This window comes from Streptomyces sp. NPDC102451 (assembly GCF_044765485.1).
In the GTDB taxonomy this organism is placed as follows: Bacteria; Actinomycetota; Actinomycetes; order Streptomycetales; family Streptomycetaceae; genus Streptomyces.
Map to the genome: position 1 here is coordinate 402,756 of NZ_JBIWKD010000007.1, position 14,075 is coordinate 416,830.

General features: G+C 72.2%; 15 protein-coding genes. 8 read left to right on the forward strand and 7 right to left on the reverse strand.

Going from position 1 to position 14,075, the window contains the following annotated elements; translation table 11 throughout:
• Positions 1-44: 44 nt before the first annotated feature.
• Positions 45-887, forward strand: a complete 843-nt coding sequence (locus tag ACIRD8_RS19495; RefSeq protein WP_403992726.1) for a siderophore-interacting protein — start codon at positions 45-47, stop codon at positions 885-887.
• Positions 888-946: 59 nt separating this feature from the next.
• Here the strand turns inward: ACIRD8_RS19495 and ACIRD8_RS19500 are convergent, their stop codons facing one another.
• Positions 947-1,633, reverse strand: coding sequence for a MerR family transcriptional regulator (locus tag ACIRD8_RS19500; protein ID WP_403992729.1), 687 nt, complete (start codon positions 1,631-1,633; stop codon positions 947-949).
• 105 nt (positions 1,634-1,738) lie between these two features.
• On the opposite strand from ACIRD8_RS19500, the gene ACIRD8_RS19505 reads away from it, so the two are divergent.
• From ACIRD8_RS19505 to ACIRD8_RS19520, 4 genes are all read left to right on the forward strand, one after another.
• On the forward strand, positions 1,739-2,701 hold the full coding sequence (locus tag ACIRD8_RS19505) for a hypothetical protein (RefSeq protein ID WP_403992732.1): 963 nt from the start codon (positions 1,739-1,741) through the stop codon (positions 2,699-2,701).
• Positions 2,698-3,168 (forward strand): ABA4-like family protein, encoded by a 471-nt coding sequence (locus ACIRD8_RS19510; protein WP_403992734.1) that lies wholly within the window; start codon positions 2,698-2,700, stop codon positions 3,166-3,168. The genes ACIRD8_RS19505 and ACIRD8_RS19510 overlap by 4 nt, the downstream gene beginning before the upstream one ends.
• 78 nt (positions 3,169-3,246) lie before the next feature.
• The gene (locus ACIRD8_RS19515) at positions 3,247-3,831 is read left to right on the forward strand and encodes a sigma-70 family RNA polymerase sigma factor (RefSeq protein WP_403992737.1); all 585 of its coding nucleotides are present in this window, start codon (positions 3,247-3,249) and stop codon (positions 3,829-3,831) included.
• Positions 3,828-4,583, forward strand: a complete 756-nt coding sequence (locus ACIRD8_RS19520; RefSeq protein WP_403992740.1) for an anti-sigma factor domain-containing protein — start codon at positions 3,828-3,830, stop codon at positions 4,581-4,583. The genes ACIRD8_RS19515 and ACIRD8_RS19520 overlap by 4 nt, the downstream gene beginning before the upstream one ends.
• Before the next feature lie 64 nt (positions 4,584-4,647).
• Here ACIRD8_RS19520 and ACIRD8_RS19525 read toward each other — a convergent pair whose 3' ends face one another.
• From ACIRD8_RS19525 to ACIRD8_RS19550, 6 genes are all read right to left on the reverse strand, one after another.
• Positions 4,648-5,184: a GNAT family N-acetyltransferase gene (locus ACIRD8_RS19525; protein ID WP_403992840.1), complete on the reverse strand. Its 537-nt coding sequence runs from the start codon at positions 5,182-5,184 to the stop codon at positions 4,648-4,650.
• Positions 5,185-5,270: 86 nt separating this feature from the next.
• Positions 5,271-6,074: a DUF1295 domain-containing protein gene (locus ACIRD8_RS19530; protein WP_403992743.1), complete on the reverse strand. Its 804-nt coding sequence runs from the start codon at positions 6,072-6,074 to the stop codon at positions 5,271-5,273.
• On the reverse strand, positions 6,071-7,435 hold the full coding sequence (locus tag ACIRD8_RS19535) for a class I SAM-dependent methyltransferase (protein WP_403992746.1): 1,365 nt from the start codon (positions 7,433-7,435) through the stop codon (positions 6,071-6,073). Before ACIRD8_RS19535 ends, ACIRD8_RS19530 begins: the two co-directional genes overlap by 4 nt.
• Positions 7,432-8,694, reverse strand: coding sequence for a class I SAM-dependent methyltransferase (locus tag ACIRD8_RS19540; protein ID WP_403992843.1), 1,263 nt, complete (start codon positions 8,692-8,694; stop codon positions 7,432-7,434). Before ACIRD8_RS19540 ends, ACIRD8_RS19535 begins: the two co-directional genes overlap by 4 nt.
• A gap of 56 nt (positions 8,695-8,750) precedes the next feature.
• Positions 8,751-9,476, reverse strand: coding sequence for a DUF1365 domain-containing protein (locus ACIRD8_RS19545; protein ID WP_403992846.1), 726 nt, complete (start codon positions 9,474-9,476; stop codon positions 8,751-8,753).
• Complete coding sequence (locus ACIRD8_RS19550; protein ID WP_403992749.1) at positions 9,470-10,741, reverse strand: NAD(P)/FAD-dependent oxidoreductase; 1,272 nt, start codon at positions 10,739-10,741, stop codon at positions 9,470-9,472. The genes ACIRD8_RS19545 and ACIRD8_RS19550 overlap by 7 nt, the downstream gene beginning before the upstream one ends.
• A gap of 251 nt (positions 10,742-10,992) precedes the next feature.
• On the opposite strand from ACIRD8_RS19550, the gene ACIRD8_RS19555 reads away from it, so the two are divergent.
• The 3 genes from ACIRD8_RS19555 to ACIRD8_RS19565 all read left to right on the forward strand — a co-directional run bounded on the left by ACIRD8_RS19555 (position 10,993) and on the right by ACIRD8_RS19565 (position 14,016).
• Positions 10,993-12,558 (forward strand): molybdopterin-dependent oxidoreductase, encoded by a 1,566-nt coding sequence (locus tag ACIRD8_RS19555; RefSeq protein ID WP_403992849.1) that lies wholly within the window; start codon positions 10,993-10,995, stop codon positions 12,556-12,558.
• 60 nt (positions 12,559-12,618) lie between these two features.
• On the forward strand, positions 12,619-13,266 hold the full coding sequence (locus ACIRD8_RS19560) for a fasciclin domain-containing protein (RefSeq protein ID WP_403992752.1): 648 nt from the start codon (positions 12,619-12,621) through the stop codon (positions 13,264-13,266).
• A 255-nt stretch (positions 13,267-13,521) separates the two neighbouring features.
• On the forward strand, positions 13,522-14,016 hold the full coding sequence (locus ACIRD8_RS19565) for an SPW repeat protein (protein ID WP_403992755.1): 495 nt from the start codon (positions 13,522-13,524) through the stop codon (positions 14,014-14,016).
• Positions 14,017-14,075 lie beyond the last annotated feature (59 nt).

The following is a 14,075-nucleotide window of genomic DNA, read 5'->3' on the forward strand; positions in this document are numbered from 1 at the left end:
TAAGTTTGTAGTACCTCAGATACGTCCAGAGCAGGGAGAACCTCGTGGCAGAGCGGCCGCAACGCCGGGCACCGAAGGCGCAGGGGGCGCAGGTTCTGCGCACCGAGCAGATCACCCCGCACATGGTGCGTGTGATCCTCGGTGGCGACGGCCTGGCCGACTTCACCCTCGGGGAGTACACCGACCACTACGTCAAGCTGTGCTTCGCGCCGGAGGGCGCGGACTACAGCCACCCCTTCGACATGGCCAGGATCCGCGAGGAGTACCCGCGTGAGCTGTGGCCCACCACCCGGACGTACACCGTGCGCTCCTGGGACCCCGAATCCCGTGAACTGGCGATCGACTTCGTGGTGCACGGCGACGAGGGCCTTGCGGGCCCCTGGGCGGCGCGGGCACAGCGCGGCGACCAGGTGACCTTCCTGGGCCCCGGCGGTGGTTACGCACCGGAGGCCTCGGCCGACTGGCACCTGCTGGTGGGCGACGAGAGCGCCCTGCCCGCGATCGCCGCGTCGCTGGAGCACCTGCCGGAGGGCGCGCTGGTGCACGCCTTCGTGGAGGTGCCGGACGCGTCGGAGGAGCAGAAGCTCGTGGCGCCGGACGGCGTCTCGGTGACCTGGCTGCACCGCGGTGACCGCCCGGTCGGCGAGGGCCTCGTCGCCGCGGTGAGCGGGCTGGAGTTCCCCGAGGGCGCGGTGCAGGCCTTCGTCCACGGCGAGGCGGGCTTCGTGAAGGAGATCCGGCGCCACCTCCGCCTGGAGCGGGGCATCCCCCTCCAGCAGCTGTCGATCTCGGGTTACTGGCGTCTCGGCCAGAACGACGACGCCTGGCGCGCGGTCAAGCGCGAGTGGAACGAGCAGGTGGAGCGCGAGCAGGAGAGCGCCGCCTAGTCACCCCGCCACTGAGACCCGGTCGCCGTCCCTGACGGCGACCGGGTCTTCCGTGTGCCTCACTCCCCCGCCCCCGCCTCCGCTCCGCCCTCGTAGGCGCGGGCGGAGGCGTCCACATGGGCGAGCCGTCGCAGGGCACTGAACATGGCCTCCCCGAGCACCGTGCCGACGACCACGCTCTCCACCAGATCCTCGCGCGCCACCCGCTTCCGGACGTAGTCGAGGTCGGCGCGCGCGACCGGCTCGGCCGCGTCGGCATAGACGTCGAGCAGTTCGACGAACGCGCCGTGCCCCACCCTGTGCAGGGCGGCCAGCACCCCCGCCAGGGACCGTGCCGCCGGATTGTCCGCGTCCACGTGCCAGCCGCGCCGCGCCAGCAGTGCGGCGACCTCCTCGCGGGCCCCGGCCGATCCGGGCCCCGTCCCCTCGGCGTCCTCGGCACCCTCGGCCTCCCCGGAGCGTTCGGACGGCTCGGGTGAGATGTTATTGGCCGCCACGCCGAGCACCTTGTGCACCGGCTGCCCGGGATCGTCGACGGCCTCCAGCACCTCCGCGATCGCGGACAGCGACAGCCCTCCGACGTCCAGAAGGGCCCGGATCAGCCGCAGCCTGCGCTCGTGCCCGTCGTCGTAGCGCGCCTGGTTCGGGCTGGTGAGCGTGCCGGCGGGCAGCACCCCCTCGCGTACGTAGTACTTGATCGTCGGTACCGGGACCCCGGACCTCCGGCTCAATTCGCCGATGCGCACCGTGCGTTCACCCTCCAAAGAGCTTGCCTGACCGACACTCATCATAGATAGTTCCCCTATCGGATAGTGGACAGTCCCACTATCCATAACTTCCGGGGGTATCTCATGCAGTCCTGGCGCACATGGCACCGGCCATTAGTTCTGTTCGCCGCCTCGATGATCGTGATGTCCGTCGTCGGGGCGGTGGGGATCCTGGTGGACGACCGGGTCCTCGCGGGCGCGCCGATCTGGGCCAAGCCGTTCAAGTTCGCCCTCTCGTTCGTGGCGTACGCACTGGCACTGGCGTGGATGCTGACGCTCCTGACCCGGGGCCGGCGCCTCGGCCGGTGGGCCGGCACCGTGGTCGCCCTGGCGTGCGCCGGGGAGATGGCGATCATCACCGGCCAGGTGATCAGGGGGAAGCGGAGCCACTTCAACCACGCCACACCGTTCGACTCGATGCTGTACGACGCGATGGCCGTCACCGTCGTCATCCTCTGGACCGGCACGCTCGTCATCGCGCTCCTGCTGCTCCGGTCACGGATCGCCGACCGTGCCTCGGGCTGGGCCGTGCGCTCCGGAGTGGTGATCGCTCTGGTCGGCGCGGCGTTCGGCTTCCTGATGTCGCAGCCCTCCGCCGGGCAGCGGGCGGCGGGCGGCCTCGACACCGCGGACGTGGTCGGCGCCCACGCGGTCGGTGTGCCGGACGGCGGCCCCTCGATGCCGCTGACGGGCTGGTCGACGACGGGCGGCGACCTGCGCGTCCCGCACTTCATCGGCATGCACGCCCTGCAGGTGCTCCCCCTGTTCGTAATCGCCCTGGTCCTCCTCGCGCCGCGCTTCGCCCGGCTGCGCGACCCGCGGGTGCGACTGCGTCTGGTGCTGGTCGCCTCCGGTGCGTACGCCGCGGTCGTCGCCCTGGTGACCTGGCAGGCGCTGCGCGGCCAGTCGCTGATCCATCCCGACGGCGCGACGCTCGCCGCCGCAGGCCTGATCGCCGCCGCCACGGCTGCCGGAACCCTCGCCGCCCTCCGCCCGGCCGCCCCCACCTCATCGGCCGGTGCGCCGGACAAGGAGCTCGTGTCATGACCGGTGCACTCTTCGAGATCACGTTCATGGCGGCCGCGCCCTTCTGGCTGCTCATGATCTTCGCGCCCCACCTGCGCGTCACCGCCCGCGTGGCCGCCTCCCCGCTGACCGTCCTGCCGGTGCTGACGCTCTGGGCGGTGATGGCCGCGCCGGTGTTCCCCGAGCTGTGGGCGGCGGTGAGCAGTCCGGACATCGACACCTTCCGCGACCTGGTGGCACTGGCGAACGGCGCCGGGGCGGTCTGGGCGCAGATCATCGCCTGGGACCTGCTGCTCGGCCAGTGGATGTTCCTGGAGTCGCGCAGGCTGGGCGTGTCACCGCTCCTGATGGGCCCGCTCCTGGTGCTGACGATCCTGCTCTCGCCGCTCGGCCTGGTGGCCTTCCTCGTCGTCCGCGCGGCCGTGAGGACCCGGGCGGGGTCGGCCGGGGGTACGTACGAGAGGGTGGGCGGACCGGCGAATCCGTGAGGGTCTCCGACCAATCCTCCGGGTCGTCGGCTCCGAATCACCCAGGAAACCGATGCGTGTTCCGGGAGGACCGTCCGCGTGAGAGAAGCCGTACACATCAGTGGGGTCCCCTCGTCGGGCCCCGGCCTGCAGGAGCTGCTCGGCCAGGTGGCCCGTGGCGACCAGAATGCCTTCACCCAGGTGTACGACCAGGTCAGCGGGCCGGTCCTCGGCCTGGTGCGGAGCGTGCTCCGCGACCCGGCCCAGTCGGAGGAGGTGGCCCAGGAGGTCCTGGTCGAGGTGTGGCGCACCGCTCCCCGCTACCAGCCGTCCCGCGGCAGCGTCATGAACTGGGTGCTGACGCTCGCCCACCACCGCGCGGTGGACCGGGTCAGGTCGGCCGAGGCGACCGCGGCACGGGAGCACAAGGCCGCGCTGCTCGACCGGACCCCGGACTTCGACGAGGTGTCCGAGCAGGTGGAGAGCCGGCTGGAGAGGGAGCAGGTCCGGCGCTGTCTGCGGACGCTCTCCGAACTCCAGCGGGAGTCGGTGACGCTGGCGTACTACCGCGGACTGACCTACCGCGAGGTCGGCGAGCTGCTGTCCGTACCACTGGGGACCATCAAGACGCGGCTGCGTGACGGGCTGATCCGGCTGCGCGACTGCCTGGGGGTGAACGCATGAGTACGGCCGAGCTGCACACACTGACCGGCGCCTACGCCCTGCACGCGCTGCCGGAGGACGAACGCCTCGCGTTCGAACGGCATCTGGGCGCCTGCGAGGCGTGTGCCCAGGAGGTACGGGAACTGTCGGCCACCGCGGCCCGGCTGGGGCTCGCCGTGTCCGCCGTTCCACCGCCCGCACTGCGGGACCGGGTGCTGCGTGACATCACGACCGTGCGGCAGGATCCGCCGTCCTCGGGCCGCAGCGCCCGCTCCGGGGCCTCCACGGGCCGGGCCGGCCGCTGGTCGACGTACGCCCTCGCCGCCTGTGTCGCCGCCGCTGCCGCGTTCGGCGGGGTCGCCGTGTGGCAGAACCAGGTCGCGCAGGACGCCCGGCAGGAGGCCGCCCGGGCGGCACAGCACAACGAGCAGGTGGCGCGGGTGCTGACCGCTCCGGACGCCGCGACCAGCGCCGCGGACCTCGGGAACGGCGCCCGGGGCACGGTGGTGGTCTCGCAGAGCGTGAACCGGGCGGTGTTCCTGGCGTCGGACCTGGCACGGCCGCCCGGCGGCAAGGTGTACCAGCTCTGGTTCGACGACGGCGGCACCATGCGGTCGGCGGGTCTGATGGACCCGTCCGCCACGGATGACGCCGTGCTGCTCGACGGGCCCGTGGACCGCGCGTCCGGCATGGGCATCACCGTCGAACCGGCGGGCGGCTCCGAACAGCCGACCTCGGCCCCGGTGGCACTGATGGAGTTCCGGGACGCCTGAGCGGCGGTGGGCGCGCCCCTTCCCGGGGGGCGCGCCCACACGCATGTCCGCGCCCGGGAACGCCTCAGAGGCTCTTTCCCATGAGGACGCACATCGTCTCGTGGCGGCGGACCGATCCGTCGGGCCCTTCCTCGTCCCAGGCGTCCGGTTCACGGCCGTACGCGACATAGCCCAGGCGCTCGTACAGAGCGCGGGCCCGGGGATTGTCCTCCTCGACGGCGAGCTCGGCCCGGTGCAGTCCACGGTCCCGGATCCGTCGTTCGGCGGCCCGGACGAGCAGCGTTCCCAGGCCGCTGGACTGCAGAGCCGGGAGCACGCCGAGCTGCCACAGGGTTCCGGCTCCCTCGGTGACCTGGTAGTCCACGCCGCCGATCGCGACCGGCAGACCCGCGGGGGTGCAGACGGCCAGGTAGTCCACTTCGCCCGCGGCGGCGCGTGCCAGCTCCCGCTCCACGTGCCGCAGATGGGTGGCCGAGCCCGACCAGGTGCACGCCGGCAGGTCCTGCGGCAGCAGATCGCGCACCTGGACGGGGATGCTGACGGTGGCTCGGGTGGTGTCGCCCTCAATGGTCATGCCCTCAGTGGTCACGCCCCGAAGCATGCCCACCCCGGCGACGGCATGGCAACGCGATTTGGGCGCAGCTGTTTCGGCGCCGCCGGGGCGGACTTCAGCTCCTTGACGCGGCTTCAGCTGCGGCGGGGCGGCCGTGGGAAGAAGCCGCTGGTGCGGGCCCGGTACTCCGCGTACCCCGGCCGTCCGGCCATGTGCCGCTCCAGCAGTGCCTTTCCGCTGCCCCTGGTCAGCAGGAAGCTCATGACGACGGGCGAGACGAGTGTGGCCGCGGCGACCGCCGGGTTCGTGCAGACGATGAGGAACAGCCCCCACCAGACACAGAAGTCCCCGAAGTAGTTGGGGTGCCGGGTCCAGGACCACAGGCCCCGGTCCATGATCCGTCCCTTGTTCGCGGGGTCGGCCTTGAACCGTGCCAGCTGGCTGTCCCCGAGCGCCTCGAAGCCGAGCCCCACCGCCCACAGCGCGGTCCCCGCCCAGGCCCACCCGTCGAGCGGCCCCGAGAGGTGGAAGGCCGCCTGCACCGGCAGGGAGATCAGCCATACGAGCGCGCCCTGGAGGAGGTACACCGTGCGCAGGGCGTACAGGTCGGGGTTGCCGGGCGCCTTGGCGAGCATCGCCTCGTAGCGGGGGTCCTCCCCGTGGCCCCGGCCCCGCCGGCCGATGTGCACGGCCAGCCGCAGGCCCCAGACGACGGTGAGCACGGTCACCAGGACGCGGCGCCCGTCGTCGCCGTCGCCGCTCGACATCGCGTACGAGACGAGGGCGACGGCCGCGAAGCCGAGCCCCCATGCCACGTCGACGATCCGGTGCATGCCCTTGCGCAGGGCGATCAGGAACGTCACGAGCATGACGCCGAGGGCGGCGCCCGCCGCCACCGGAAGGTTCCCGGCGAACTCCGCCCATCCGAAGCCGCTCACCGGGCGTCCTTCCGGTCCGGTGCCGTGGCCTGGGCAGGAATGGGGCCGCTCGGCGCGTGCCAGCCGTGCCGGGTGGCGGGCAGGCCCGCCGAACCTGCCGCGTCGGGCCGCACCGAGAGGATCTGGTCGACGCCCATGCGCCGCTCCTCGAAGGCGAGGGCACCGCCCACCAGGTAGAGGCGCCACACCCGGGCCGTCTCCTCACCCACCAGTGCCACGAACTCCGGCCAGCGCTCCTCCAGGGTGCGGTGCCAGGCCCGTACGGTCAGGACGTAGTGCTCGCGCATCGACTCGACGTCACGGACCTCGAGTCCGGCGCCCTCCAGCAGGCTCACGGTCTCGCCGAGCGGACGCATGTGCATGTCGGGTGCGATGTACGACTCGATGAACGCCCCGCCGCCGGGCGCGGTCGTACCCCGGGACATCTGCTGGACCAGGGCGCGTCCGCGCGGCCGGAGCACGGAGTGGAGCAGCGCGGTGAACGCCGGGTACTGGGCGTCGCCGACGTGCTCCCCCATCTCGACGGTGGACACGGCGTCGTATCCGCCCTGGAAGCCGGGCAGGCCGGCGACGTCACGGTAGTCGCAGCGGTGCACCTCGACGAGGTCCTCCAGGCCGTGCGCCTCCACCTGCCCGCGTACGTACGCCGCTTGTTCGGCGGCGAGCGTGACGGCGGTGACCCGGACGCCGTGCCGGGCCGCCGCGTGGAGGGTCAGGGACCCCCAGCCGCAGCCGATGTCGAGCAGCCGCGTGCCGGCCGTCAGCCCGAGCTTGCGGCAGATCAGCTCCAGCTTGTCGCGCTGTGCGTCGGCCGGGCCGTAGTCCGGGCCGGAGCCCGTCCAGTAGCCGCACGAGTAGGCCATGGTCCCGTCGAGCAGCAGGGAGTAGAAGGCGTTGGACAGGTCGTAGTGGTGGCTGATGGCGGCCCGGTCGCGGTCCTTGCTGTGCAGTGCCCCGCTGAGTCCCGCACGGGCCGCGGGAGTGGGCGGCCGGGGCCCGATCGCTCCGAGGCGCAGGGCGGTTCCGGCCGCCCGCAGTCGGCCGGAGACACCGGGGCGGGGCAGCCGCAGTCCCTCCTCCGAGGCGCGGCGCAGCGCGCGCAGCCCGTCCGCCAGGTCGCCCGCGATGTCGATGTCACCGGTGATGTAGGCCTCGGCGAGCCCGAGTTCGCCCGGCTGCCACAGCAGCCTGCGCAGCGCCCGGCGGGAGCGGACGTGCACCGTGGGGGCGTTCTCGGGCCCGGTCTCGCTGCCGTCCCACATCCTGATCCGGACCGGCGGGGGGCCGCCGAGGAACTGCTCGACGACCGGCGCGATCCGCTGCGCCGCTCCGGTGGCCGGGGTGTCGGTCGTGGTGTTCACGCGGTGTCCTCACGGGTCAGGAGAATCTGCTGCACATCGAGGTAGCCGGACCGGAAGCCGGCCTCGGAGTAGGCGAGGTAGAAGGTCCACATGCGGCGGAAGACCGCGTCGAAGCCGAGCGCGTCGACCTCGGCGGCCCGCTCGGTGAAGCGTTCACGCCACAGCCTGAGGGTCTCGGCGTAGTGCGCGCCGTAGCTGTCGCGCCGCTCGGTCCGCAGGGAGGTGTGACCCGCCGTCACACGGTCGATCGCCTCGGTGGAGGGCAGCAGTCCGCCGGGGAAGACGTACTTCTGGATCCAGGTGTAGGTGCGGCGGCTGGCCAGCATCCGGTCGTCCGGCATCGTGATCGCCTGGAGCGCGATCCTCCCGCCGGGGGCCAGGCAGCGTTCCAGGGTCCGGAAGTACTCCGGCCAGAACTCCTCCCCGACGGCTTCGATCATCTCGACGCTGACGATCGCGTCGTACCTGCCGGTGACGTCCCGGTAGTCGCTGAGTCGTACGTCGACCCGGTCCTGGTGGCCCGCCTCGCGGATCCGGCCCCGGGCCAGCTCCTGCTGTTCGCGGGAGAGGGTGAGGGTGGTGACCCTGGCGCCCCGGGCGGCGGCCCGTACGGCGAGTTCGCCCCAGCCGGTGCCGATCTCCAGGAGTTCGGTGCCGTCGCCCACACCGGCCAGGTCCAGCAGCCGGTCGATCTTGCGGTGCTGGGCGGCGGACAGCAGGTCCTGCTCGGCCGGGAACCCGCGGAAGACGGCGGAGGAGTACGTGAGTGTGTCGTCGAGGAAGAGGGCGAAGAGGTCGTTCGACAGGTCGTAGTGATGGCTGATGTTGTCGCGGGCGCCCTCGGGGGTGTTGGTCTGCGCGGCGGGCTGCCGCAGGGCCCACAGGCTCCGCAGTCTCTGCAGCGGTGCGGGGACGAGGCCGGCGGCGTTCCCCGCGAGGACGGTGAGTACGCCGACGAGGTCGGGTGAGTCCCACTCGCCCGCCATGTACGACTCGCCGAAGCCGATGAGCCCGCTCGCTCCGATCCGCCGGAAGAAGGCGTCCGGTTCACGGATCTCCATGAGGGGTCCGCCCAGCCCGACGCTGCCGCGGCCGGCGAGCCGGGCACGCAGCGGGAGCCGGGCGAGCGCGCGCCGTACGAGCCGTTCGGCCACGGCGGTCCGCGCCCCGGAGACCCGCGGCAGGGAGGCCACGTCGGGCCAGCGCCCGGGATCGACGGTCACCCTGGGGACGTTCACGGGGCCGGCCTGGGCCGGGATGCCGATGCCGGCGGGAGCCCCGGTGGCGGGGGACGGGACGGGGGAGGTGGGCACCTTCACTGCATGCCTTCCTGGGTGCGATGACGGGGACGTGGCTGTACGGGCAGCCGGCGGAGGAACAGCCGGATGCCGTGCAGCCGGATGGCGGCGGACACCACCACGGTGGAGAAGGGGTGGCGCAGGAACAGCCGGAGGAGCTGGGCGGGCGACCCGGGACGCCGGGTGCCTCGTACGGTCGCGGTGAACGGGCGTGCGCCCTCGCGCTCCAGGTGGACCGTCAGGTCGAGCCGGGGGCCGGGTTCGGGCAGCCGCATCCGGTAGCCGCCGTCCACCGGGAAGAACGGCGACACGTAGAAGTCCTTGCCGGTCACCGCGCGGCCCGCCTCGTCGGGGTGCAGCAGATAGCAGTGGCGCTCCCCGTACGTGTTGTGCACCTCGGCGACCACACAGAGCGGGGTGCCGTCGGGACGGTGGCACCAGTAGACGGTCAAGGGGTTGAACACATGGCCGAGGACCCGGGCCTGGGTGAGCATGGTGACGGTTCCGTCGGCGAGGTCGACGCCACGGGCCAGGAGGAACCGTTCGAGTCCGGCCCGGACGGTGGGTGCCGTGCCGCCGAAGTGGTCGCGGGCGTCGAACCGGGCCAGCGGGCGCAGGACGGCCGGCAGCCGCGGCGGGCGATCCGGGTCGACGAGCCACAGATAGGTGCGGTGGCGCAGGGCGTACCTTCGGGGCGCGGTCCGTACGTGGGTGATGGCGCACGGGTAGAGGGCGTTCACCAGATCACCCCCAGCGCTTCGGCGGCCCGCACCCCGGAGCGGCAGCCGTCCTCGTGGAAGCCCCAGCCGTGGTACGCCCCGGCGTAGGCGGTGACCGGTCCCGACAGGGCCGGCAGCCGGGCCTGCGCGGTGACGGACTCCGGGGTGAAGACGGGGTGCTCGTAGACCGTGCGGGCGCGGACGCTGTCCGGGGCGACGCGGTCGGCGCCGTTCAGGGTGACGACGAACCGCTCGGGGGCGTCCAGGCGCTGGAGGCGGTTCATGTCGTAGCTGACGGTGACCCGGTCGGCGTCGGCGGCGCAGGACGGCATCAGATAGTTCCAGGACGCGGCGGCGCCCCGGCTGCGCGGCAGCAGCGTGGTGTCGGTGTGCAGCAGCGTGGGGTTACGGGAGTACCGGAAGGCGCCGAGGACGCTCCGCTCCTCGTCGGTGGGGTCGGCGAGCAGCCGGAGCGCCTGGTCGGGGTGGGTGGCGACGACCACCGCGTCGTAGTCCTCGGTGGTGCCGTCCTCGGTGACGATCTCCACGCCGTCGCTGTGCCGCCGGACCGCCCGCACCGGGGTGGCCGTACGCACGGAGTGCACCTGCTTCACGACGCGGTCGACGTACGCGCGGGACCCGCCGGTGACGGTCCGCCAGACCGGCGAGTCGCCGATCGTGAGCATCCCGTGGTGCTCCAGGAACCTGAAGAGGTAGCGGGCCGGGTAGCGCAGCGCGGTCACGGGGTCGCAGGACCACACGGCGGAGACCATCGGCGTCAGGAAGTGCGCGGAGAAGTACGGGGAGAACCGGCCGCGCGCGGCGAACTCCCCCAGGGTCATCTCCGCCGTGCCCCCGGGCAGGGCGAGCAGCGCCCTGGCGGCCCGGTGGAACCGGGGCACCTCGGTCAGCATCCGCAGGTACGGGCCCCGGAGCAGGGAGCCGGGCCGGGCGAACAGCCCGGCGGCGCCACGGGCGCCCGCGTACTCCAGGCCGCACCCCTCGCAGCGCACGGACATGCTCATCTCCGACTCCTGGGTGTCCACCCCGAGTTCGCCGAAGAGCCGCAGGAGGTGCGGGTACGTCCGCCGGTTGTGCACGATGAACCCCGAGTCGACGCGGTGTGTCCGGCCGTCCGACGCGCTCAGGTCATGGGTGTGCGCGTGCCCGCCGACACGCTCGTCCGCCTCCAGGAGCGTCACGTCGTGCGCCTTTCCCAGGACGTGCGCGGCGGTCAGTCCCGCCACCCCGCTGCCCACTACGGCTGTTCGCCGCCGCTCCCCTGTCATTCGGGTTCCTTCCGGTGTCGCATGCCTGGCCGGGGCGCTGCGGGAGCGCCCCTCAGAGGTCATTCGTGGCAGCGGGCACCGCGGATTGGCCGATGATCGGAATTCCTTCGATCGGGTGAACGACCAATCCGCCGGGCGATCGGCACCGAACCCCCGGTGTGAGAACAGACCGAGACGTTTCGCAGAAGCAAGGGGCCTCCGGGGCCCGGCGCTCCCCCTGGGCGCGTACCGCTTTCGCCGCACTCAGCGGTCTGATCGCCGGGTTCACCGCTCTGTGCGTCGCCGAACTGGTCGCCGCCGCCGTGCGTCCCGAGGCGGGTCCGGTCACGGCCGTGGGCGGGGCGGTCATCGACCGCACTCCCCCGGCCGTCAAGGACTTCGCCGTACGGAACTTCGGCACGGACGACAAGCTGGTGCTGCAGCTCGGGATCCTCGTCCTCCTGGCGGTCTTCGCCATGGCGGTGGGGGTCCTCGCGCTGCGGTACCGGTGGACCGGTGCTGCGGCCGTCCTGGTCTTCGGGGTGGTCGGCGCGGTGTCGGCGGCCGGGCGGCCCGAGGGCCGTCCGACCGACGCGCTGCCGTCGGCCGTGGGCGCACTGGTGGCCGCGGGAGTGCTGTATCTCCTGGCCGGCCGGCTGACCCCCGTCACCGGTCCGTCTCCCGCGGCTGGAGAGACGGGCGACGGGGTGCCGGCCGACGGGGAATCGGCCGACGCGGAACAGGGCGCCTTCGACCGCCGCGGATTCGTGATCGCGGCGACCGCCGCCGCGGCGGCCTCGGCCGGTGCGGGGCTCCTGGGCCGTCGGCTCCAGGCGTCCCAGCTGGCCGGGGTCTCCGCCTCACGCGGTGACATCACCCTGCCGGCACCGGCCTCCCCCGCACCAGGGATACCCGGCGGAGCGGATCTGGGCATCCGGGGTCTGAGTTCGTTCACCACCCCGAACAAGGACTTCTACCGGGTGGACACCGCTCTGGTGGTCCCGCGCGTCGACGCCGACCGGTGGCGGCTGCGGATCCACGGCAAGGGGGTGGCGCGGCCCGTCACGCTCAGCTTCCAGGACCTCCTGGGGCGCGAGCTCGTCGAGCGCGACATCACGCTGACCTGCGTCTCCAACCAGGTGGGCGGCCCCTATGTGGGCACGGCCCGGTGGATCGGCGTACGCCTGGCCACGCTGCTGGCCGAGGCCGGGGTGAGGCCCCCGTCGAAGGGCGGGCCCGCGGACCAGATCGTGGCGCGCTCCGTGGACGGGATGACGATCGGCACTCCGGTCGAGGAGGTCATGGACGGCCGCGACGCACTGCTCGCGGTGGGCATGAACGGCGAACCCCTGCCGTTCGACCATGGCTTCCCGGTCCGCATGGTCGTCCCCGGTCTCTACGGCTATGTGTCGGCGTGCAAGTGGATCCAGGACATCGAGCTCACGACGTTCGACGCGTACGACGCCTACTGGGTCAAGCGCGACTGGTCGCGTGAGGCTCCGATCAAGACCCAGTCACGCATCGACACGCCCCGCCCCTTCGCCGCCCCGAAGGCGGGGACCGTACCCGTCGCCGGTGTCGCCTGGGCCCAGCACCGGGGCATCGCCCGGGTCGAGGTCCGGGTCGACGGCGGCAAGTGGCACACCGCGCGGCTGGCCGCCGAGGCGGGCCGTGACACCTGGCGCCAGTGGGTGTGGGAGTGGCCGGCCACGACCGGCCACCACACGCTCGAGGTCCGTGCGACGGACCGTACCGGCGCCACACAGACCGACGAACGGGTCGGCACCGTGCCCGACGGTGCGACCGGGTGGCACTCGGTGGTGGTCGACGTGACCTGACGACCGACGCGCACATCCCTTCTCCCATCCCTTGATCAACGAACCACTCAGGAGAACCTCATGAACAACCGTCACTTCCGCCGCATCGCCGTCACCGTCTCCGCCGCAGCCCTGCTGCCGCTCGCGCTGACCGCCTGCTCCAGCGACTCCGACACCTCGGCGTCCGGCTCCGGTGCGGACAAGTCCGCGTCGAGCGCGCCCGCCAAGGAGACCGAGTCCGCCGGGACCATGGACGAGCCGTTCGGCCCGGGCTGTGCGACGGTTCCGAAGGAGGGCGCCGGCTCGTTCGCGGGCATGGCACAGGACCCGGTCGCCACGGCCGCGTCGAACAACCCGGCGCTGTCCACGCTGGTCGCCGCCGTCAAGCAGGCCGGTCTCGTCGACACCCTGAACAGCGCGGAGAACATCACGGTGTTCGCCCCGACCAACGACGCCTTCGCCAAGATCCCGAAGGCCGACCTGGACAAGCTGCTCGCGGACAAGGCCGAGCTCACCAAGGTGCTCACCGCGCACGTGGTGGGCGAGAAGCTGACCCCGAAGCAGCTGGAGAAGGGCTCCTTCGACACCCTGGCCAAGACGAAGCTGACCACCTCGGGTTCGGGGATGTCCTACACCGTGAACGACTCCTCGAAGGTCGTCTGCGGCAACGTCCCGACGGCCAACGCGACGGTCTACATCGTGGACACCGTCCTGATGCCGGCCGGCTGATCCGGCGGCCCGTCGGCACCCCGTCGGCATGACACCGCGAGCCCCGCGGACCGCCCGCTCCGACCCGACCGGAGCGGCACGGTCCGCGGGGCTCGCGCCGTCGGGACCACCGGCCCGTGACCTCGACGGAACCGCAGGATCCACCCGCCAGGAAAACTACACATAAGGGGCATATAAGAGCACACTGGTGGGGAGAGCTGATGACCGCACTCCCCGATCGCGGTCGCTCAGACAAGTGCGAAGGAGAACATCCTCATGAGTAACATCTCGCACACCGGGAGGGACGTTTCCGGGCAGACCAGAGACGTTTCCGGACACACGGGAAGGGACCTCTCCGGACACCCCGACGCCGAAGAGATGCGAGCACGCCACGACCGCGTGATGGGCGGCGGCGCCCGCCGCACCACCGCCGGTGCGGACGCACCGGTGTTCCTGCTCGGTCTGTACTGCGCCGTCTCGCCCTGGGTGCTCCACTTCACCGCGAACCAGCCCTCCCTGGTGACGCACAACCTCGTCATCGGCATCGCGATCGCCGTGCTGGCACTCTGCTTCACCGCCATGCCCGAGCGGATGACCGGGATGAGCATCGCCATCGTCGCGCTGGGCGCCTGGCTCATCGTGTCGACCTGGGTCGTGGGCCAGAGCCCTGACATGGGTGTGATCCTCAACAACGTGATCGTCGGTGGTCTGGCGATTGTGCTGGGGGCAGCCTGCGCGGGACTCTCGATGAAGAACAGGAAGAAGACCTGACGGGAGAACGCACAGGAGTGGCCACAGGCGCGTACAGCCGCCCGTGGCCACTCGTCCGT